At 40.1% G+C, this 19,557-nt stretch carries 16 protein-coding genes; 6 read left to right on the top strand and 10 right to left on the bottom strand.

The window, feature by feature from the left end:
* Positions 1-230 precede the first annotated feature (230 nt).
* From lipA to ESY88_RS05620, 3 genes are read left to right on the top strand one after another with little or no spacing between them, the layout of a single operon-like run.
* A complete protein-coding gene (gene lipA / locus ESY88_RS05630) occupies positions 231-1,109 on the top strand; it encodes a lipoyl synthase (RefSeq protein ID WP_147085654.1) in 879 nt (292 codons plus the stop codon).
* Entirely contained in the window at positions 1,109-2,125 is a 1,017-nt protein-coding gene (gene gap, locus ESY88_RS05625; RefSeq protein WP_147085653.1) for a type I glyceraldehyde-3-phosphate dehydrogenase, read from the top strand. Before lipA ends, gap begins: the two co-directional genes overlap by 1 nt.
* Before the next feature lie 29 nt (positions 2,126-2,154).
* The gene (locus ESY88_RS05620) at positions 2,155-4,386 is read left to right on the top strand and encodes an ATP-binding protein (protein ID WP_147085652.1); all 2,232 of its coding nucleotides are present in this window, start codon (positions 2,155-2,157) and stop codon (positions 4,384-4,386) included.
* Here the strand turns inward: ESY88_RS05620 and lpxK are convergent.
* Positions 4,383-5,396, bottom strand: coding sequence for a tetraacyldisaccharide 4'-kinase (gene lpxK / locus ESY88_RS05615; protein ID WP_317128663.1), 1,014 nt, complete (start codon positions 5,394-5,396; stop codon positions 4,383-4,385). The two genes, ESY88_RS05620 and lpxK, sit on opposite strands and share 4 nt — an antisense overlap.
* Before the next feature lie 49 nt (positions 5,397-5,445).
* Here lpxK and ESY88_RS05610 point away from each other — a divergent pair, with 49 nt between their 5' ends.
* The 3 genes from ESY88_RS05610 (at position 5,446) to msrA (ending at position 8,118) form a co-directional block, all read left to right on the top strand.
* Entirely contained in the window at positions 5,446-6,540 is a 1,095-nt protein-coding gene (locus ESY88_RS05610; RefSeq protein WP_147085651.1) for a Nif3-like dinuclear metal center hexameric protein, read from the top strand.
* A gap of 2 nt (positions 6,541-6,542) precedes the next feature.
* Complete coding sequence (locus tag ESY88_RS05605; protein WP_147085650.1) at positions 6,543-7,322, top strand: zinc ribbon domain-containing protein; 780 nt, start codon at positions 6,543-6,545, stop codon at positions 7,320-7,322.
* Positions 7,323-7,452: 130 nt separating this feature from the next.
* On the top strand, positions 7,453-8,118 hold the full coding sequence (gene msrA, locus ESY88_RS05600) for a peptide-methionine (S)-S-oxide reductase MsrA (RefSeq protein ID WP_147085649.1): 666 nt from the start codon (positions 7,453-7,455) through the stop codon (positions 8,116-8,118).
* A 73-nt stretch (positions 8,119-8,191) separates the two neighbouring features.
* On the opposite strand, the gene ESY88_RS05595 is transcribed toward msrA, so the two are convergent.
* From ESY88_RS05595 to purH, 9 genes are all read right to left on the bottom strand, one after another.
* Positions 8,192-9,082 carry a M28 family peptidase gene (locus ESY88_RS05595; protein WP_147085648.1) on the bottom strand — a complete coding sequence of 297 codons (891 nt, stop codon included), beginning with the start codon at positions 9,080-9,082 and terminating at the stop codon, positions 8,192-8,194.
* Positions 9,083-9,411: 329 nt separating this feature from the next.
* Complete coding sequence (locus ESY88_RS05590) at positions 9,412-11,154, bottom strand: autotransporter outer membrane beta-barrel domain-containing protein (RefSeq protein WP_147085647.1); 1,743 nt, start codon at positions 11,152-11,154, stop codon at positions 9,412-9,414.
* A gap of 10 nt (positions 11,155-11,164) precedes the next feature.
* Entirely contained in the window at positions 11,165-11,635 is a 471-nt protein-coding gene (locus ESY88_RS05585; RefSeq protein WP_147085646.1) for a T9SS type A sorting domain-containing protein, read from the bottom strand.
* Between the two features lie 256 nt (positions 11,636-11,891).
* Positions 11,892-13,172: a rod shape-determining protein RodA gene (gene rodA / locus ESY88_RS05580; RefSeq protein ID WP_147085645.1), complete on the bottom strand. Its 1,281-nt coding sequence runs from the start codon at positions 13,170-13,172 to the stop codon at positions 11,892-11,894.
* Between the two features lie 2 nt (positions 13,173-13,174).
* Positions 13,175-15,121, bottom strand: coding sequence for a peptidoglycan D,D-transpeptidase FtsI family protein (locus ESY88_RS05575; protein ID WP_147085644.1), 1,947 nt, complete (start codon positions 15,119-15,121; stop codon positions 13,175-13,177).
* Positions 15,118-15,624, bottom strand: a complete 507-nt coding sequence (mreD, locus tag ESY88_RS05570; RefSeq protein WP_147085643.1) for a rod shape-determining protein MreD — start codon at positions 15,622-15,624, stop codon at positions 15,118-15,120. The genes ESY88_RS05575 and mreD overlap by 4 nt, the downstream gene beginning before the upstream one ends.
* Positions 15,617-16,444: a rod shape-determining protein MreC gene (mreC, locus tag ESY88_RS05565; protein ID WP_147085642.1), complete on the bottom strand. Its 828-nt coding sequence runs from the start codon at positions 16,442-16,444 to the stop codon at positions 15,617-15,619. The genes mreD and mreC overlap by 8 nt, the downstream gene beginning before the upstream one ends.
* A gap of 19 nt (positions 16,445-16,463) precedes the next feature.
* Positions 16,464-17,492, bottom strand: coding sequence for a rod shape-determining protein (locus ESY88_RS05560; protein WP_147085641.1), 1,029 nt, complete (start codon positions 17,490-17,492; stop codon positions 16,464-16,466).
* Between the two features lie 408 nt (positions 17,493-17,900).
* Entirely contained in the window at positions 17,901-19,433 is a 1,533-nt protein-coding gene (gene purH / locus ESY88_RS05555) for a bifunctional phosphoribosylaminoimidazolecarboxamide formyltransferase/IMP cyclohydrolase (RefSeq protein WP_147085640.1), read from the bottom strand.
* Positions 19,434-19,557 lie beyond the last annotated feature (124 nt).

Genomic DNA, 19,557 nt, shown 5'->3' with positions numbered 1-19,557 from the left:
ATGGCATCCGGTGCATCGTTAAACTTTCATGACCCTTCTATCTGCTTTAGGAGGAACAATGATTTTAACTGGTAGTTTTTAACCAACAGTCTGTTTTCCAATTCATAAAATCCACTCAATAACTACCTGTAAAATTTTATCCTGAATTGGCTTTAGTCTTTGGTGACTTACTTTAATGTGGCCGCTTGTTTGTAATTAACTTTGTATCTTTGTAATCCTAAATCAATGGCATGAATACAGAGACATTATCCAAACCTATTGTTGAGCGTCAACCGAAACCAAAATGGTTGCGGGTTAAGTTGCCAACAGGTCAAAAATATAAGGAATTACGAAGCCTCGTTGATAAATATGAGCTCAATACCATTTGCACGTCTGGCAGTTGCCCCAATATGGGCGAATGTTGGGGTGAGGGTACAGCTACCTTTATGATTTTAGGAAACGTGTGTACCAGATCATGCGGCTTTTGTGGTGTAAAAACTGGACGTCCAGAAACCGTTGATTGGGATGAGCCAGAGAAAGTTGCCCGTTCTATAAAAATCATGGGTATCAAACACGCCGTTCTTACCAGTGTGGATCGAGATGATCTAAAAGATATGGGAAGTATTTTGTGGAGTGAAACTGTAAAAGCAGTGCGACGCATGAATCCTGAAACCACTTTAGAGACCTTGATTCCCGATTTTCAGGGTATCGAAAAGCATATCGATCGTATTATTGATGTGGCGCCAGAAGTGGTGTCCCATAACATCGAGACCGTAAGACGTCTCACCCGTGAGGTGCGCATTCAAGCAAAATACGACCGCAGTTTGGGCGTGCTCAAGTATTTGAAGGAGCAAGGCCAAAGGCGCACAAAATCGGGCATTATGTTGGGCTTGGGAGAAACACGTGAGGAAGTTATAGAAACACTTCACGATCTACGGGCCAATGATGTGGATGTGGTCACTATTGGGCAGTACCTTCAGCCTAGTAAAAAACACTTACCAGTGAAGTATTTTGTGCAGCCAGACCAGTTTGACGAGTATAGAGCCATTGGTTTGGATTTAGGTTTTCGCCATGTGGAGTCTAGCGCCTTGGTAAGATCTTCTTATAAAGCACAAAAACACATCAATTAATGATCAAGGTTGCCATTAACGGGTTTGGTCGCATCGGTAGACGTGTTTTTAGACTTATTGAAGCGCGAAATGACATGGAAGTGGTTGCCATCAACGACCTTGCAGATGCCAAGACTCTAAGTCATTTGTTGAAATATGATAGTATTCATGGGGTTTCTAAGCAGGAGATCAGTTCTAAGGACGGTACGATCATCATCAACGGCCGGGAGATTCCCTTAAGTCATGATGCACACCCAAAAACCATTGATTGGCGCATGCATCAACCCGATTTTGTGATTGAAGCCACTGGGAAATTCAAACAAGAAAGCGACTTAAATTATCATATTGAAAACGGCGCCAAACGAGTCATTTTAACAGTTCCGCCTATTGAAGACAGCATAAAAACTGTTGTTTTGGGTGTTAATGAAGACATACTTCAAGGCGATGAAACCATCATTTCAAATGCCTCCTGCACCACCAACAATGCCGCGCCAATGATCAAGGTCATCAAAGAGCTTTGTGGCGTAAAGCAAGCTTATATAACTACAGTGCACTCTTATACTACAGATCAAAGTTTACACGATCAACCCCATAAGGATCTCCGCAGAGCAAGGGCTGCGGGACAATCCATAGTGCCCACCACTACAGGAGCCGCCAAGGCACTTACCAAGATTTTTCCAGATTTATCTGAAGTCATTGGTGGTTGCGGTATTCGCGTACCTGTGGCGAATGGATCTCTAACGGATATTACCTTCAATGTAGAAAAAACCGTTTCCATAGAAGAAATTAACAATGCCTTCAAACTTGCAGCCAAGACGCATCTTAAAGGAATCCTAGAATATACTGAAGATCCCATAGTGTCTATAGATATCGTTGGCAACACCCATTCCTGTGTCTTTGATGCCTTAATGACCTCGGTGATAGGGAATATGATAAAAATTGTGGGTTGGTATGATAATGAGACGGGTTATTCTAGTAGAATTTGCGATTTAATTTGCAATTTATCGATGAAATCATCACGTTTATCGAATAAATAATTATATTTGTTTATCATAAATGGCTAATAATGTCAAAATCAAATAATTTTATTTCCATTTTTTTCATGCTACTAGCTTGTGTCTCTTTTGCACAAGACTTAGATACTGAGGATCCCGAGGTTTTAAAACTTCGAATGGAAAACAACATGCTCCAATCTGAATTTGATATAGGCCATGGGAATTATTTTAATGCCAAGGATAACCTTGAACGGGCAATGGCTTTGGCAATTCGCATTGAAGATAAAAAAAGCGAAGGCTTTATTCATACTAGAATAGGCAAACTCCAACACACCGTTAAAGAATTTGATAAGGCTTTTGTGTCACTCACAAAAGCTGCCGAGATACAACGCGAGCTCAATGACTACAAAAATTTAGCCATTACCTATAGCATCCGTGGCTCACTGCATGCTAGTAAAAATGAATACCAAAATGCATTGGATTACTACAATTCTGCCAAAACTTTATTTCATGAACATGACCTTGAAAAGTTAAGCACCGAAGTAATGCTGAATGAAGCCAAGATTTATTATGAATTAGAGGAATATGATAATTCAAAGGTTTTATTGGACGAAGTCATTGAAAATGCAACACAATTCAATCAAAAAAACACGTTGTCAAGTGCCATGATTTACAATGGCAAGACCTTGAACAGATTAAATCAAGAAGATTTGGCCATCACTGCGGTCAGTGAAGGTTTAAGCCTAGCCAAAAGCAATGACTATTTAGAAACTATTAACGAAGCGTATCTTACGTTTAACGAAATATTCCAAAAAAAGGAAGATTATAAAGCGGCCCACAATTACTTGTTGAAGCACATGCAGCTATCAGACTCGATCTTAAATGTGGAACGAAAAAACCTGACGCCAGAAAGCCGTGCGGCTTATCTGGAGGCCTACAGCATTGCAGATTATGAGAAAATGAAAAAGCAACTTGAGGACATTGAGTCTGAGAGCAGCCTTTCAAGAATCACTACCATTTTAAGCATCGCATTAATAAGTATTCTATCGTTGTTAACACTCGCATTGTATAAAAACAACAATATCAGGTTGAAATCCAATAACATGCTGCTAGAGAAAAATGACGATTTGGTAGAGGCCATGCGATTAGCTGAATTGGCCTCAAAAACCAAGGCCAATTTCCTTTCAACCGTTACCCATGAGCTGCGAACGCCATTATACGCGGTCACAGGATTAACAAACATGCTATTGGAAGAAGAACCAACCAAAGAGCAGATACCGCACCTCAAATCCTTGAAATTCTCTGGGGATTATCTCTTGCAATTTATTAACGATATTCTCCAAATCAATAAAATTGAAGCCAACAAGGTGGATTTAGATCCCATTTTATTCAATTTGAAAACCAAGGTGGAGAATGTCTGTTCTGCGCTCAATAATTCAGCGTTGGATAATAATGTCATCTTGCATTATGAATTCCAAAAAGACCTGGAGGAAACCTTTATTGGCGATAACCTCAAAATTTCGCAAATACTAATCAACCTCATTGGCAACTCCATAAAATTCACTAAAGATGGTGATATTTGGGTACGTGTTTACAGTATTTCAAAAAACGGAAATGAGCATTTGATTCGATTTGAAATTGAGGACAATGGAATCGGGATTTCAAAGGAAAAGCAAGAGCACATGTTCGAGAGTTTTTCACAGGGCTCCATCCAAATCAATAGAAAATATGGTGGTACTGGCCTTGGGCTTTCCATTGTTAAAGGTCTTATTGATATTTTGAAAGGTAATATCTATCTCAAAAGTGACCTGGGCAAAGGCACCACGTTCTTTTTTGAAATTCCATTGACTTACGCGCCAGAATCTGTTAAAATCGAAAAAGTGGACTATTCAAAAAACATAAGCAGTTTAGACATTAAAAACATTAAGATCTTGATTGTGGAAGACAATAAGATCAACCAGATGATCACCAAAAAAATATTGACTAAGATGAATTTAGAATGCGAGGTCGTAGATAATGGTGAGGATGCCGTTGAAAAGGTACGCGAAAACCGTTATGACGTTGTTTTAATGGATATTCACATGCCAGGAATAAGTGGTTTGGAAGCCACCAAGATCATCAGGGGCTTTGATAAGACACTTACAATTTTTGCCCTCACGGCGGTGACCTTAGAAGATAAAATGCACGAGTTTGATGAGGCCGGATTTGATGATATCATTTCCAAACCGTTCAAGCAAGAAGATTTCGAAAAGAAATTGTTTGACACTTTATCATCAAACGCAAATACCATAGCTTCAGCTTAGCGAGGCTTAACAAACTGCTTTATGCAACGCTCAAAGGCCTCTGCACGATCAATTTCAAAAAAGATCGGTAAATAGTATAGTTGCGTTGGTGTTGATGCAAAATGAGGTTTCAAGCGCACATAATCCTTTTCAGTGCTAAGAATACATTGCTTTTGCTTCAATACTGCAATCTCTTCCGCAGTAAAATCATGGTGATCCTTAAAATTTAGATGTTCAAAGTCAATCTGCTCTGATCTTAAGAAATTCAGAAACGGATCTGGATTGGCAATTCCCGTGACCACTGTGACTTTTTTATTTTTCAATTGTTTGAACGCCTTCCTGCCGACTTCGTTATAAATAGCGTCGCTGTAGTTGATAGAACTAAAAAAGACCTTCTGTTCAATGCTTGGTTTCAATGCGGCAATGATTTCCTGTTTTTTTATTTCTGAAAGATTTGGTGGGCATTTGGTTACCACAATCATATTGGCGCGCTTGGCACCAGACCTTGGCTCACGTAAATCACCCGTTGGCAAAACGATATCGTCGCTGTACAGGGATCCAAAACCGGTTAGAAGGATGTTATAGCCGGCAGTCACTTTTCTATGCTGAAAAGCATCGTCCAAAAGAATGACGTCGGGTTGCTTAAGCTTTAAGAGACGTTCAATGCCGTTTTGTCGGTTAGCATCAACACTTACTGTAATATCCTTGAACTTCGAATAGAACTGAAAGGGTTCATCACCCAAGGTTCTGGCCGATGCATTTTCACTGGCCAGCACAAAGCCAGAGGTCTCCCGTTTATAACCGCGACTTAAGGTGGCAACGCTGTAATCTGTTTTGAGCAATCGAATCAAAAATTCGATCATCGGTGTTTTTCCAGTGCCACCTGTACTTAGATTACCAACGCAAATCACTGGAAGGTCATAGGACTTTGAAGTCTTCCAGCCCCAATCATAGCCTTTATTGCGCAACCAAGTGATCGCGTAGTAAAAGGGAACTATGGGCAACAGTAATTTTCGGAGTAGCTTCATCATAACGAATGTAAAAATTTTATCTTTGTTTTTAAACTTAACAGGCTTTAAAATGAAGATTCAAGAAGTTATTGATTTCTTAGAGGAACTTGCCCCTTTAGATTATGCAGCCAATTTTGATAACGTAGGGCTTTTGGTAGGCGACAAAAATCAAAAACTCACAGGCATTCTAGTAACTTTAGATACTTTGGAAGAAGTTGTGGATGAGGCCATTGCCAAAAACTGTAACTTGATTGTGAGTTTCCACCCCATTATTTTCAAGGGTTTGAAAAATTTAACAGGAAAGGATTATGTGCAAAGAACCGTCATCAAGGCCATACAACATAACATCGGCATTTATGCCATACATACCGCTCTAGACAATGCCTACAAAGGGGTAAACGCTATTATTTGTGATCAATTGAAGCTCATCAATAAGCGTATTTTAATTCCGCAGCAAGGGACGATCAAGAAATTGACGGTATTCGTGCCCAGTAGTAACGCGAAAGCATTGAGAACGGCACTTTTTGAGTCTGGAGCTGGAAATATTGGCAACTATGATGCTTGTAGTTTTAATTCCGAAGGCATTGGGACCTATCGCGGCAATGAAGATTCTAATCCAAAAATCGGTAAAAAGGGAGAACTGTACGAAGCTGCTGAAACTAAAATTTCAGTGACCTTCAATAAGCACGTTGAAGCCAAAGTGCTCAAGTCGCTTCTGCAAGCCCATCCTTATGAAGAAATTGCCTATGAAGTAACCACCCTAGAAAACAGCAATCAACACATCGGTATCGGCATGGTGGGCGAATTGGTGCAAGCGCAAGAGACCAGGTCTTTTTTCAAGGATTTGAAGTCGCTCATGCATGTGGGTTGCATTAGGCACTCAGCACTCACTACCGAAAATGTCAAAAAAATCGCGGTTTTAGGGGGGTCTGGCAGTTTTGCAATTGCTGCGGCCAAAGCTGCAGGAGCCGACGTTTTGATTACCGCAGATCTCAAATATCATGATTTCTTTGCGGCGGAAGGGCAGATTATTTTGGCAGACATTGGCCACTATGAAAGTGAGCAGTTCACAAAAACCTTTTTAGTGGACTATCTCTCGAAAAAAATCACTAATTTTGCAATCGTTTTATCAACAACGATAACAAATCCTGTAAAGTATTTATAATTATGGCAAAAAAAGCTGAAGCATCTGTTGAAGATCGTTTAAGAGCCTTGTATGATCTCCAATTAATTGATTCTAGAATAGATGAGATTAGAAATCTTCGAGGAGAACTACCTTTGGAAGTTCAAGATCTAGAAGATGAAGTGGAAGGACTCAATACACGTCTCGAAAAAATGGGAACAAGTCTTGAGTTGATCGACAATGACATTAAATCCAAGAAGAACTTGATCGAGGAGGCTAATGCACTTATAAAAAAGTACAGCGAGCAACAAAAGAATGTTAGAAATAACCGAGAATATAATTCCTTGACCAAAGAGGTTGAGTTTCAAGAATTGGAAATCCAATTGGCCGATAAGCACATCAAAGAATTTAGGGTGCAAATCGAGCAGAAAAAAGAGGTCGTCACTGAGACCAAAGACCGGTTGAAAGAACGCAAGTCCCACTTAAAGCACAAACGCGGTGAACTGGACGCCATCTTATCTGAAACACAAAAGGAGGAAGATGCGCTTCTCGGCAAGTCTGAGGATTTTCAGAAAAAACTGGATGAGCGTTTGGTAAATGCCTACATGCGTATTAGAAATAATGTGAAAAACGGTTTGGCAGTTGTACCTATTGAAAGGGGTGCTTCTGGAGGTTCGTTTTTTACAATCCCGCCTCAGGTTCAAGTGGAAATCGCTTCACGTAAAAAAGTGATAACCGATGAGCATAGTGGGAGAATTCTTGTAGATGCTGAGTTGGCAGAGCAAGAACAAGAGAAAATGAAAAAAATGTTCGCTAAACTCTAAGCGATCACATACAATTCACAAAATAGCCTCTGCATCTGCAGAGGCTATTTTTTTTAGCATAATTTTCACATCTTAGCGCTTAAGGTTGTCTAACTTATAGCGACATAACATAAGAACAAAAAACATGTATATGAAAACCTTTCTAACAACACTTTTTACCGTTATTTTATTTAGCTGTCAAAATACAGCACAACAAGCCAATTTGAGCAAGGAGCAGCAAGAGGTCATCAATGCCGATCCTGTTGCGGTCCCGATGGAAAATGGCATGGCCAAGGCTTATTTTGCCAGCGGTTGTTTTTGGTGCGTAGAAGCAATTTATGACAGTGTAAATGGTGTTGACGATGTGATTAGTGGGTATGCGGGAGGCCATACAAAAAATCCAACCTACGAGTCAAGCAATACTGGTAAAACAGGGCATGCTGAATCGGTAGAGGTTATTTATGATCCTGAGGTTGTGAGTTTTGAAACTTTGGTCGATGTGTATTTCGCCTCTCAAGATGTAACCCAAGTAAATGGGCAGGGCAATGACCGTGGATCGCAATACCGCTCCATCCTTTTTTATCAAAATGAGGCACAAAAGAAAATCATTGATGAAAAGAAATCAGCTTTAGGCGCTAAAATGAACGAGAAGATCGCTGCTGAAGTCTATCCTTTTCAAAAATTCTGGATCGCGGAAGACTACCATCAAAATTATGAGCGTTTACATCCTAACGATGGGTATATAAGAAATGTGTCTGTGCCTAGATTAAAACGGTTTCAAGCCAAGATGCCAGAAGTGTTGAATAAAAATCATTAAGATTTCCAAAATATGATAGAAGAGGATCTTTCAGTTTTAAGTAACTGAAAGATTTTTTTTTGTGGAAATGTGCCTAATCTGATAACCCAACAATGAGTTGAAGTATGTAATCGCGTATTGTAACGATGCCTTCATAATTTATATATTGGGCGTCATCACTAGGTTTGTGATAATCTAAATGTACGCCAGTGGTCATACTTAGGCAGGGTAGGTTTTGGGCGTGAAAGGTTTTGGTGTCTAAGAGTTCCAGTTTTTTTTCTGAACCTTTAAGCACAAGGAGGTTTGGGTCAATTTCAGTAAAATTTTCAAAATAGGAATCTGCAGCTTTGTTACTGTAAATGCGGATGCTTTTGAGCTCAGGATCAAAGCGTCCTACCATGTCAATATTGATTACCGCACTAATAGTATGATCCATTTTTGTTTGATGCTGTAATACTTCAGCAAAAGCAGAGGACCCATGAAGCCCCAGCTCATGGCCAGAATAAAAGGCAACAACATAGTTGAAATCCGTTAATTTACGTTCTATTATGGCTTGAAATAAGCTTATCGTCAATGCCACTCCAGAGGCATTATCATCGGCACCATTGTGTATTTGACCTGCAGTAAATGCAGTCGATAAATCGCCACCTAAACCAATGTGATCATAATGGGCGGAGAGTAATAGGGTAGTATCTGAATTATTGTCTAAAAAATAATAACCATTGTTGGCGATTAGTGTTTCATAAGTAGCCGTTTTTATATCAAAGGCTTGGCGCTGCATCTTTAGGTCGGTAAACTTGGTAATGCTGTGCTCAATATAAGCCAATGTTTTAAGCTCCTCTGCACTTCCAGCGGCTCTTCCGTAGAGACTGTCATTAGCCAATGTGTAAATGCAGTGCTTTATGGATGCAATAGAAGTGGCATCGTAGGTTGACTGCGCAAAGCTTGTAATAGAGAAAAAGAAGTAAATGAGTAGGTGTTTCATTGTTATAGATCATTAGTGTGCCATTAAAAATAGTTTAGTTTCATGAATCTTTTAGGCATAAAGGGTTTCCCTTTTTTTTAAAAATGACACCTTGCTTTTTAGAAATAATTTTAAGGAGATGGAGAAGCCATTGTTCCTTTTAAGCTATATCCGTTTGTCAGATAGTTAGAGTCAAGTCTTTCCCGAAAGCTTTCGGGATTGGTTCTAAAAGCGAAGCGCCTGCCTGCGGTAGGCAGGGTCTTATGTCTTTTATCGTACAACAATGGTTATAAATATAAAGGCTTCCGTTTAATTGGGAAGCCTTTTTTCTATAATAAACCAGATCAAGATTAATTAGCGCCTTTAGGTCTTTCAACTTTGGTAAGATGGGCAGGCATATTTCCGAAGCGAATATTGGCTCCATCCCACCAAATACCTTGGCCTTTAGCATCTGTATTGCCATCGTTGAACAAGACTTGCTGAATGTTCCTTTCGAACGAAGGATCGGTTACTTTCTTTGTGGCTTTATCCATGCCGTTGTCGATACGGTTTCCAACTGAAATCCAAGAAACGTCCACATTACTTGAGCCATTGTCCATTTCTTTGATGCTAAACCCGTTTCTATCTATAGACGCAATATAGACGCCATTGCAATTGCCCTTTGGCGTCACGGTCACTTCCGGACTTTCGCCCAATAAGGATTTGAATTGCTCATCAAATAAAATGCGCGCCTCTCCATTTACTAATTTGGCGTTTCCTTTGGCGTATATGGTAGACTCTACGCTAGTCACTGCATAAACAGGTGTTACTTTATTATTTGCTGTGGCTACCAATTCTACATTTTTTCCTAGAGTATAGAGATTTCCAGAGTTGTAGGAAGAAAACAAATCACCAGCATTTAATTGACCAATAAGGCTCCCTTTGGAAGCTGAGCCAATCATTCCGAAAAAGCCACCTCCAAAACCAGAGATTTCAGTGTTTGGTAAAAATCCAGCACCAGCACCGTAGGCATTCGATCCATAAACTCCATAGGTAAGAGAGGCGCTTGTTCTGTATCCAAGTGCTCCCCAATAGTTACCACCGTTATCTGCACCTAAAACACCGCCTGTTCGCGTAAAATCGTTGAAGTTCCAACCCCCAACGCCGAAAGAATACTTGTCTCCCCAAAAGCTGTTTCCTGCCGTGCCTGTATTTGTTTTAGTCAGGCTGTATCCAGTACCTTCATTAGGGCTGTTTCTTGTTCGCCACCCTATAAGTGAATGCTGGCCGTCACCTTCATTTGTCAATTGGTTTTTATAGACATACATTAAATATTTTTGATTCGGACTCGAATTGACGGCCACTGCGGTACCATTATCTTGGATCATGGAGTTGCCAGCAACAGCGCCAGCGGTTGTCCATTTAAGATGAAAGTTGTTGTTGCCAGTTCCTGAAATACCTGAACCCCCAGTAGCACTTCCAATAACGAAATTGCCATTTTCGTCCACAGCAACAGGTCGTGTTCCTGTACCTGCTAGGCCTGTGACTTTACCATTGGTAGTAATGGAAGTACCGTTTACGCTGTGCGTATTGGTAGCGTCATCCCATGTGAGATTGGCGCTTCCCGCGGCATTACCTTCATTATTGAAAGTGATTTGTGTATTCGTTCCTGCAATTGGCCCTGCAGGACCTTGTGGACCTTCAGCCCCTGTGGCTGAATTGGCTGCATAAAGTGCATAAGGCACGCTCAACATTTGACTTACGCCAACGATGGTATAATTATTACCACCTGTAGGATCTGTTTCGGTTTTTATGAAATACGGTCCGTTTGACCAATCAATGGCAGACATCGAACCTGATACAACCGTCCCATTGCCAATGATCAAACTTATGAGGCCGTTTGAATTTGACGATGTTAATTGGGTTTCTGTGTATACACTAGTGCCTGTCTCGGTGCCTTGCAAAATACTTAAGCGCATCCCAATGTTTGCATTGCTAGTTAATTCATCGGCAGAATTGCGCACCACTGCTTGATAAGTGAAGCCTTCTGGGGATTGGGCAAAAGTGAACGTGCTCAAAACGAATAGAGTTAAAAAGAGTAATTTCTGTTTCATCGATGGGGTTTTAATTTTTAATGAGTTTAAAGGTTTTGATGCGTTTTTTGTTCAAAACGATGTTGAAAAAGTAGTTAGCTGTCTCTAAATGGCTTATATCAATTTGGGTGTGATTGGCACTAATACTACTTTGGCTCAATATCCTCCCGTTGATATCCACAATTTCAAAGCGGGGAGTGCCTGAAAACTTGGTTAAGTTTAATTTTAAATTTACAAGAGTGGTCGCAGGTACGGGATAAAGTGTGGCATTGATTGCAGTCTCTACACCTGTGACTGAGAGCGCATAAATCTCAACAGGTTGCTGTACGCCTTCAAGCATGGAGGCATTGGTGTTGGATTTGGTTTGATAGGCCACTTGACCAACCGTATAATCTACAGATCCTCCAGTTCCAATAGCGTTTCCGCCACTGCTGACTATATCTTTTTGAGCATAGCTCATGGTGACCAGGAGGAAGATAAAAAGCGGGAGAAGGTTTTTCATAAATAGCGATTGGTTTTAGAGTACCAAATGTAGTCGGAATTGTATAAGAAACAAATTATTTAGGTATATAATCGGTTAAATTTGCGTTTTAACGAAAAAAGATAGTAGTGAATGCGATTAAAAAACGCTTTATATTCGAATTGAGGGTATTAAGATTGTCAATGTTTCCATAGGTCAAAAGCCTTCCGTCCAAAACGGGATGTTCAAAAACTAAGGTGTCGCGATGAAAAACGAACGGGAGTCCTTTGGTAATTTGCTACCACTCGTTGATTTTATTGCTATCCAATTTCACGAATATAAATAATAGAATCGTGAATCCCCAAAGTCCGGAGCCACCATAACTAAAGAAGGGTAGGGGGATGCCAATCGTTGGAATCAAGCCCATGACCATCCCAATATTTATAGTAAAATGCACAAATAAGATAGATGCCACCCCATAGCCATAGACCCTACTAAAGGTAGATTTTTGGGATTCTGCCAACACTAAAACGCGAATGATCAATGCCATAAATAGGATGATCACGATAGCACTACCTAGAAATCCCCATTCTTCACCAACGGTGCTGAAAATATAATCGGTATGTTGTTCGGGCACAAACTTTCCTGTTGTACGGGTGCCTTCCATAAAGCCCTTCCCCGATAATCCGCCCGAACTGATGGCTTGTTCTGATTGGATGAGGTTATAGGCTTCCTCTTTTTTCATCTGTTCCAATTTCGCAGGATCTTTCTCTAGGCGCAACCAAAGGCTAATTCTGTTTCTTTGATGTGTTTGCAAGCTATTTTCATAGAACAGTTCAACGCCATAGGAGAAGCCAACGCATACCAGTAAAAGTACGATGGGCTTCCAAAACGCAGCTCGCTTTTTTCTTCTGAAAAAATAGGAGATAAAAATCACAAATGCGGCCGAACCAGCAGTAATGAGGATGCCAAATTTAAGTGAGATTACGGCCAAGAGAATCGCAGATATTGCGATAGTTAGATATACTTTTTGGAGACCTTCTCTATAAAACACAAAGAAAAATGAAGCATAAACCAATGTAGAGCCCGTATCATTTTGCAGCAAAATCAATATGGAAGGTAATAGAATCAAACCAGCGGCTTTAATTTGATCACCAAGGGTCTTCATGTTTGTTTGCAGATCGCTCATGTATTTTGCTATGGCAAGTGCGGTGGCGAATTTTGCAAATTCACTGGGCTGTATGGTCATGCTTCCAACACCATACCAAGCCAATTGGCCATTGACGTTTTTTCCGAAGATAAAAAGTCCCACCAAAGACAACATGGCAATTATATAGATTATGGTTGCAAAACGCTCATAGAATTTTGCTTCCAACGATAGGATGAGAACGATTAATAGTGTGGAAAGACCAATAAAAACGAGATGTTTCCCATAAAGTTTAGTGATGTCAAAATAGCTATCAATCTCACCAACATGCGATGCTGATACAATGTTCAACCATCCAAAGCCCACAAGCAACAAGAACAAAATAATTGTAATCCAATCAAACTTAAAGTCTCTATCGGTTTCTCTCAACATATTTAATTAAGGGGTTGATTGGTTTCGAATTCAAGAGCGAAATGATCGACGGGGTGGTCTTTTACATTGGGGACCACTTTTAGGGTGGTTTCCCTATTGATTTTGAAGGGTTCGCCAGAATAGGGTTTTAGATACTCATCTTCCAAGCTGTGGGTAAGGATCCAATCTTCCATATCGGTTCTAGTGATGTTTCCATTAATATGCTTTTCTATCATCAAACTGGCAATTCGTCCTGCAAAACGGCTTCCCCAATATCCATTTTCAACAAATACTGCAATTGCGATTTTAGGATTATCCTTCGGTGCAAACGCCACAAAAATGGAATGGTCTGTCAATTGCGTTTTTACACTATCAATTTTCATGAAGTTCTCGGCAGTTCCTGTTTTTCCGCAGATATCTATACCGGGAATTCTCAAGGATGTGGCGGTACCTTCATTATAAACATCAAACATGCCTTGCACCACAGGCTCGAAATGCTGTTTGTCAATTGTGGTATATTTAGGTTTGGTAAATGTGCTATCAATCTCACTCCCTTCAATATTCTTGATGATATGAGGCGTGAAATAATAACCACGGTTGCCAATGGCAGCTACCATATTGGCTAATTGTATGGGTGTGGTTTCCACTTCACCTTGGCCTATGGCATTGGAGACAATATAGGTGGAGCCCCAACGATTGTCGCCATAGGCACGATCGTAGTAGTCACCATCGGGAATGCGGCCGGGTTGGCCCACTGCTAAATCATTATTCAAGAAGTTGCCCAGTCCAAAACTCTTGGCGTGATTGGCCCAAACATTCATGCCCTTACCGGGGTCCTTATATTTGTCAATGATTCGTCTATATACATTTACGAAATAGGCGTTACAAGATTGAGAAATGCCACCATTCATGGCAAGCGGGCTGGGATGGCTGTGACAGCCTGTAAGTTTTTGACTGCCGTAGTAATATCCCATGCGGCATGGGTAGGTATCATTTGTATCTATTACGCCTTCCTGTAAGCCAATAAGCGCATTCATTACTTTAAAGGGCGATCCTGGTGGGTATTGTGCCTGCAAACCTCTATCAAAAGTGGGCTTTAAACGTTTGTCTAAAAATAATTTGGAAAAATTTTTATTGCGCTGTCTGCCCACCAAGAGATTTGGGTTGTAACTAGGAGCTGTGACCATTGCCAAAATTTCCCCTGTGCTTGGTTCTATAGCCACAATGCCACCGTGCTTGTTGGTCATAAGCAGTTCACCATATTTTTGCAGTTCAGCATCAATGGTAATCGTGATGTCTTTGCCAGGTTTTGGTAGCGTATCGTAAATGCCTTCCTTGTAGGGGCCGATATTTTTATTAAAACGGTCTTTCTGTATAAATTTGATGCCCTTTACCCCTCTAAGCACTTCTTCATAAGAAAGTTCAATACCCTGTTTCCCAATGAGGTCTCCTAAATTATAATAGGGTTTGTTTTCAATAGTGCGCTGATTCACTTCTCCCAAATCGCCCAAAACATTCGCACCTATTGAGGTTTGGTAATCTCTTATGGATCGTTTTTGGATATAGAATCCCTCAAACTTTCTCATTTTTTCCTGTAAGGCCGCATAGTCTTGTTTGGAGAGCTGAGGAACAAAAGGTGAAGGCAGGCGAGGCGAATAGTGGTTGGCCTTATTAAAAGTTTCAATAAAGTAATCTTTGGTTATTTTTAGGAGTGCGCAAAATTCTAAAGTGTCCAAGGGCATGACTTCTCTTGGAATGACCATCACGTCATAAGAGGGCTGGTTGGCCACTAAAAGCTTGCCATTTCTATCGTAAACATAACCGCGTTTAGGGTAGTCGTAGACTTTTCTAATGGCATTATCTTCATAAAGGGCATCGGTATTTTCTGTATAGATTTGCAAATAAAATAAACGTGCAATAAATAACAGACCAACAGTTATGACGGTAATAAATAAAAGGAGTTTTCTCATCGTTGCTTGCTACTAAATAATACTGTAAACAGGAAACACAAAAGTATAGTGAAAATACTAGAGAACAAGGTTTTTTGAAGGATCATAATTACATTCGAAACGTTAAAAATCTCTAAAGAAAACAGGATCAAATGATGGCATACCGTTAATACGGAAAAGTAGAGCATGCGGTTGGTCAAATCGGTTTGGTTAAATTTGATGCTTTGGTGCTCATAGAGCATTCCGAAACAAAACTTTAAAAGGCCAGGTCTAATGTAAGCGATGGTTACACAAGCTGCCGCGTGTACGCCGCCTGAATTTGAAAAAAGGTCTACAAACAAGCCGAAAATAAAACTCAACAACAAAAACAAGGTTCTATTGTTTTTTACCGGATAGAGCAAAACAAAAAGAATATAAGGATAGGGATTGATTTGCCCCATGAAATTGATATGATTAAATACCAAGACTTGAGCCAAGATCAATACAATGAACCTTAATATGATATTGGTGTTCAAACTATTCACTCAACTGGTTTTCTAATGCTTTTATCTCTGAAGCATCTTTGTTTTTTATAATATATACGTGATACAAACTGGTCATATCGTTAAAAAGTTTTACACTTATCGTGTAAGTATCTCCACCAGGATCGATGTCAAAGGACACGATGGAGCCAATAGGAATGCCCTTGGGAAATATGGCCGACTGGCCTCCAGTGGTAATCGTGTCGCCTACCTTTACAGGGGCAAATTTTGAGACGTCTACAAGTTGTACAATTTCTGATGATTTAGCGTCCCACCTCAAAGAGCCAATATGATTAGACTGCTTCAATTGTGCATTGATTCTACTTCTACTGTTTAAAATAGAAAGCACTCGCGAATAATTTGCTGAGGTATTGTCAATGATACCAACGATGCCTTTTGAGGTAATGACTCCCATATCTTCGGTAATGCTGTCATTTTTTCCAATATTAAGGGTCAAATAATTTTTGCTCAAGCTGTAATTGTTGTTTATGACTTTCGCTTTATTAAACCGATATAGGGCACCTGTTGAACTCGTATCCAATGTGATTGGCTCTTTTTGCAAAGAATCGCTTGGATTGAAAATTTGGCTGCGCAACCTGCGATTCTCCTCAAACAATTGCTGATTTTGTTCCTTTAGGGTAAAATACGTTGTAACCTCATTGGCACGCTCATAAATACCGCCTGTAAAAAAATTGGCAGAATTGATGAACTTGCTTCTGTGGTAAGAATGGGATTGAATGGTTAGCCCCAGAGAAATTCCAAACAGCAACAGAAACAAAAGGAAATTCTTGTTTCTAATAACAAAATTGATAATTTGTTGCATGTGATGTGGTTGTTCCCTATTACTTAATCAATATGCTCTTGAATCTCGCAAGGTTTTTAAGAGCGATACCTGTACCTCTAACCACTGCTCTAAGTGGGTCTTCAGCAATGTAAACGGGAAGATCGGTTTTTTGGGAAAGACGTTTGTCCAAGCCTCTTAACATCGATCCACCACCAGCGAGGTATATGCCGGTATTGTAAATATCGGCTGCCAATTCTGGAGGGGTTTGCGATAAGGTTTCCATGACAGAGTCCTCAATTCTCAAAATGGATTTATCGAGTGCTTTGGCAATCTCACGGTAAGAAATTTGAACTTGTTTTGGCTTGCCTGTCAATAAGTCACGACCTTGAACGCTCATTTCTTCTGGTGGAAGATCGAGATCTTCCGTAGCCGCTCCAATTTGAATTTTTATTTTTTCCGCAGTGCGATCACCAACATAAAGGTTGTGTTGGGTGCGCATGTAATAAATAATGTCGTTGGTAAATACGTCGCCAGCAACCTTAACCGATTTGTCACAAACAATGCCACCCAATGCGATAACCGCAATTTCAGTGGTGCCACCGCCAATATCTACAATCATGTTCCCCTTGGGTTGCATGATGTCAATCCCAATCCCAATCGCTGCTGCCATTGGCTCATGGATCAAATAGACTTCTTTGCCATTCACACGTTCACAGGATTCTTTTACCGCACGCATTTCCACTTCGGTAATGCCTGAGGGAATACAAACCACCATACGCAAAGCTGGTGTGAACAATTTCTTCTTGAGTGCAGGAATGTTCTTGATGAACATGCTTATCATCTGCTCAGACGCATCAAAATCGGCAATAACACCATCTTTTAAAGGTCTTATGGTCTTTATGTTTTCATGGGTTTTACCCTGCATCATGTTGGCTTCCATACCAACGGCAATGATTTTTCCTGAAATTCTATCTCTTGCAACTATAGATGGACTATCCACCACAACTTTGTCATTGTGGATAATTAGTGTGTTCGCGGTTCCTAAGTCTATGGCTATTTCTTCAGTTAAGAAGTCAAAAAATCCCATTCGTTATTTGGTATTGTGAGGTTGTTATTCAGTTAAGTTTGACGTTTTGGGCGTGCTCGGTAAAAATAGTAAAACTTAATAAATATATATGGTTTATTTTAGATTTCAATTAAATTGGTGTTTAAGGTTTTACCGCCTTCTTATTAAACGTAAGTTTTTTGGTTTTGGATGTTTTTACAGTAACCTATTTGAGCTGCTGCTTTTGATCATTTTTATCTGCGGAAGTTGGTTCCTGCCAATTTCAGCATTAATCAAAACCATTAAATCCTTGGCATCACATCAAAAGGGCTAACCTTTCTAATCGGAAGAGGTATTCGCCATACCAATCACATTCTATTACCAGTGCTCTTTTGAGACCAGGCTCACAGTGCTTTTGTTGGTCATAAGCTGCTTGGTGTTGCGATGATTCTAATGTTTGAAGTGACGTATGCCGGTCATTACCATAGAAACCTCATTGTCATTGCAATAATCAATACTTAACTGATCCTTGATAGAACCACCTGGCTGAATCACAGCGGATATACCAACTTTATGGGCATTTTCAACACAGTCTGGAAACGGAAAAAAGGCATCACTCGCCATTACCGCGCCTTGCAAGTCAAATTTAAAGGATAAGGCTTTATGTATGGCCTGGTTTAAAGCATCCACACGACTGGTCTGTCCTGTGCCACTTGCACATAATTGTTTGTTTTTAACCAAGACAATGGTGTTTGATTTGGTATGCTTGCACAGTTTTGAAGCAAAAATCAAATCGTCCAATTCGCTGGCGTTTGGTTTGCTGGTCGTGGCATAGGTCAAATCTTCTGGAGCATCTGTCTTGCTGTCTTTTTCTTGCACCAATACGCCGTTGAGACAGGTTCTCACGGTGGTTTCGGCTAAGGGTGCATCTTTCAGGATCAATAAGATTCTGTTTTTCTTGCCTTTTAATATTTCTAAAGCTTCGGAAGAAAATGAAGTGGCGATCACAACCTCACAAAACAGATTGTGAATCTCTTCTGCAGTGGCTTTGTCAATTTCAGTGTTGGCGATAAGAATGCCTCCAAAGGCCGACACAGGATCACCAGCCAAAGCATCAACATAGGCTTGATGAATACTGTCGCGTTGCGCAAAACCACAGGCGTTGTTGTGTTTTAAAATGGCAAAGGTGGGTTTTTCGCCCTTAAATTCGTTGATCAAATTGACCGCTGCATCCACATCGAGCAAATTGTTGTAACTGAGTTCTTTCCCGTGAAGTTTATCAAACATGGCGTCAAAATCGCCAAAGAAATAACCTTTTTGATGCGGATTCTCACCATACCTCAAGACCTGACCTTGATTTTCACTGATTTTGAAAGACGCAATCTCATGGTTTTTGTTGAAATAATTGAAAATAGCCGAGTCGTAATGTGAAGAGACATTAAAAGCTTTGGCTGCAAAATGTTTTCTGGTTTCTTCGGAAATGCTTCCGTTGCCCGATTTCAAAAGTTCTAGGAACTCCGCATAATCTTCCATGGAAGACACGCAAACCACATCGGCATAATTTTTTGCTGCTGCGCGAATCAATGAAATCCCGCCAATATCAATCTTTTCAATAATATCTTGATTGGAAGCGCCTGAAGCCACCGTTTTCTCAAAAGGATATAAGTCCACAATGACCAAATCAATTTGCGGTATGTCAAATTCCATAAGCTCTTTTTGGTCACTATCATTTTCCTGACGGTTTAAAATGCCACCAAAAACTTTAGGGTGCAAGGTTTTTACACGACCACCCAAAATGGAAGGGTAGGAGGTTACCTCGTCAACAGGGATCACTTCGATGCCCAAATCCTTGATAAATTTTTCGGTGCCCCCTGTAGAGTAGATCTTGACGTTTTGTGAATCAAGTGCTTTAACAATAGGTTCTAATCCCTCTTTGCTAAAAACCGATATCAATGCCGATTTTATGGTTTTGTTGTTGCTCATGCTGTTGTGTTGTGGTTTAGAAAGTGCAAAAGTACATATTCTAGTAAAGCTTTTACGGGTAGAAACCGCAGTTTATTTGTATTTTTTGTAACAATAGATTGTTGAAAACGTCCTATCTTTAAAT

It is taken from the genome of Subsaximicrobium wynnwilliamsii, from assembly GCF_007997225.1.
Classification (GTDB): domain Bacteria; phylum Bacteroidota; class Bacteroidia; order Flavobacteriales; family Flavobacteriaceae; genus Psychroserpens; species Psychroserpens wynnwilliamsii.
This window is presented reverse-complemented; position numbering and strand designations above follow the sequence as displayed.

Bases quoted from the DNA above. Each gene is read 5' to 3' on its own strand.
- lipA (WP_147085654.1), top strand. From the start codon at position 231: ATGAATACAGAGACATTATCCAAACCTATTGTTGAGCGTCAACCGAAA.
- gap (WP_147085653.1), top strand. From the start codon at position 1,109: ATGATCAAGGTTGCCATTAACGGGTTTGGTCGCATCGGTAGACGTGTT.
- ESY88_RS05620 (WP_147085652.1), top strand. From the start codon at position 2,155: ATGTCAAAATCAAATAATTTTATTTCCATTTTTTTCATGCTACTAGCT.
- lpxK (WP_317128663.1), bottom strand. From the start codon at position 5,396: ATGATGAAGCTACTCCGAAAATTACTGTTGCCCATAGTTCCCTTTTAC.
- ESY88_RS05610 (WP_147085651.1), top strand. From the start codon at position 5,446: ATGAAGATTCAAGAAGTTATTGATTTCTTAGAGGAACTTGCCCCTTTA.
- ESY88_RS05605 (WP_147085650.1), top strand. From the start codon at position 6,543: ATGGCAAAAAAAGCTGAAGCATCTGTTGAAGATCGTTTAAGAGCCTTG.
- msrA (WP_147085649.1), top strand. From the start codon at position 7,453: ATGAAAACCTTTCTAACAACACTTTTTACCGTTATTTTATTTAGCTGT.
- ESY88_RS05595 (WP_147085648.1), bottom strand. From the start codon at position 9,082: ATGAAACACCTACTCATTTACTTCTTTTTCTCTATTACAAGCTTTGCG.
- ESY88_RS05590 (WP_147085647.1), bottom strand. From the start codon at position 11,154: ATGAAACAGAAATTACTCTTTTTAACTCTATTCGTTTTGAGCACGTTC.
- ESY88_RS05585 (WP_147085646.1), bottom strand. From the start codon at position 11,635: ATGAAAAACCTTCTCCCGCTTTTTATCTTCCTCCTGGTCACCATGAGC.
- rodA (WP_147085645.1), bottom strand. From the start codon at position 13,172: ATGTTGAGAGAAACCGATAGAGACTTTAAGTTTGATTGGATTACAATT.
- ESY88_RS05575 (WP_147085644.1), bottom strand. From the start codon at position 15,121: ATGAGAAAACTCCTTTTATTTATTACCGTCATAACTGTTGGTCTGTTA.
- mreC (WP_147085642.1), bottom strand. From the start codon at position 16,444: ATGCAACAAATTATCAATTTTGTTATTAGAAACAAGAATTTCCTTTTG.
- ESY88_RS05560 (WP_147085641.1), bottom strand. From the start codon at position 17,492: ATGGGATTTTTTGACTTCTTAACTGAAGAAATAGCCATAGACTTAGGA.
- purH (WP_147085640.1), bottom strand. From the start codon at position 19,433: ATGAGCAACAACAAAACCATAAAATCGGCATTGATATCGGTTTTTAGC.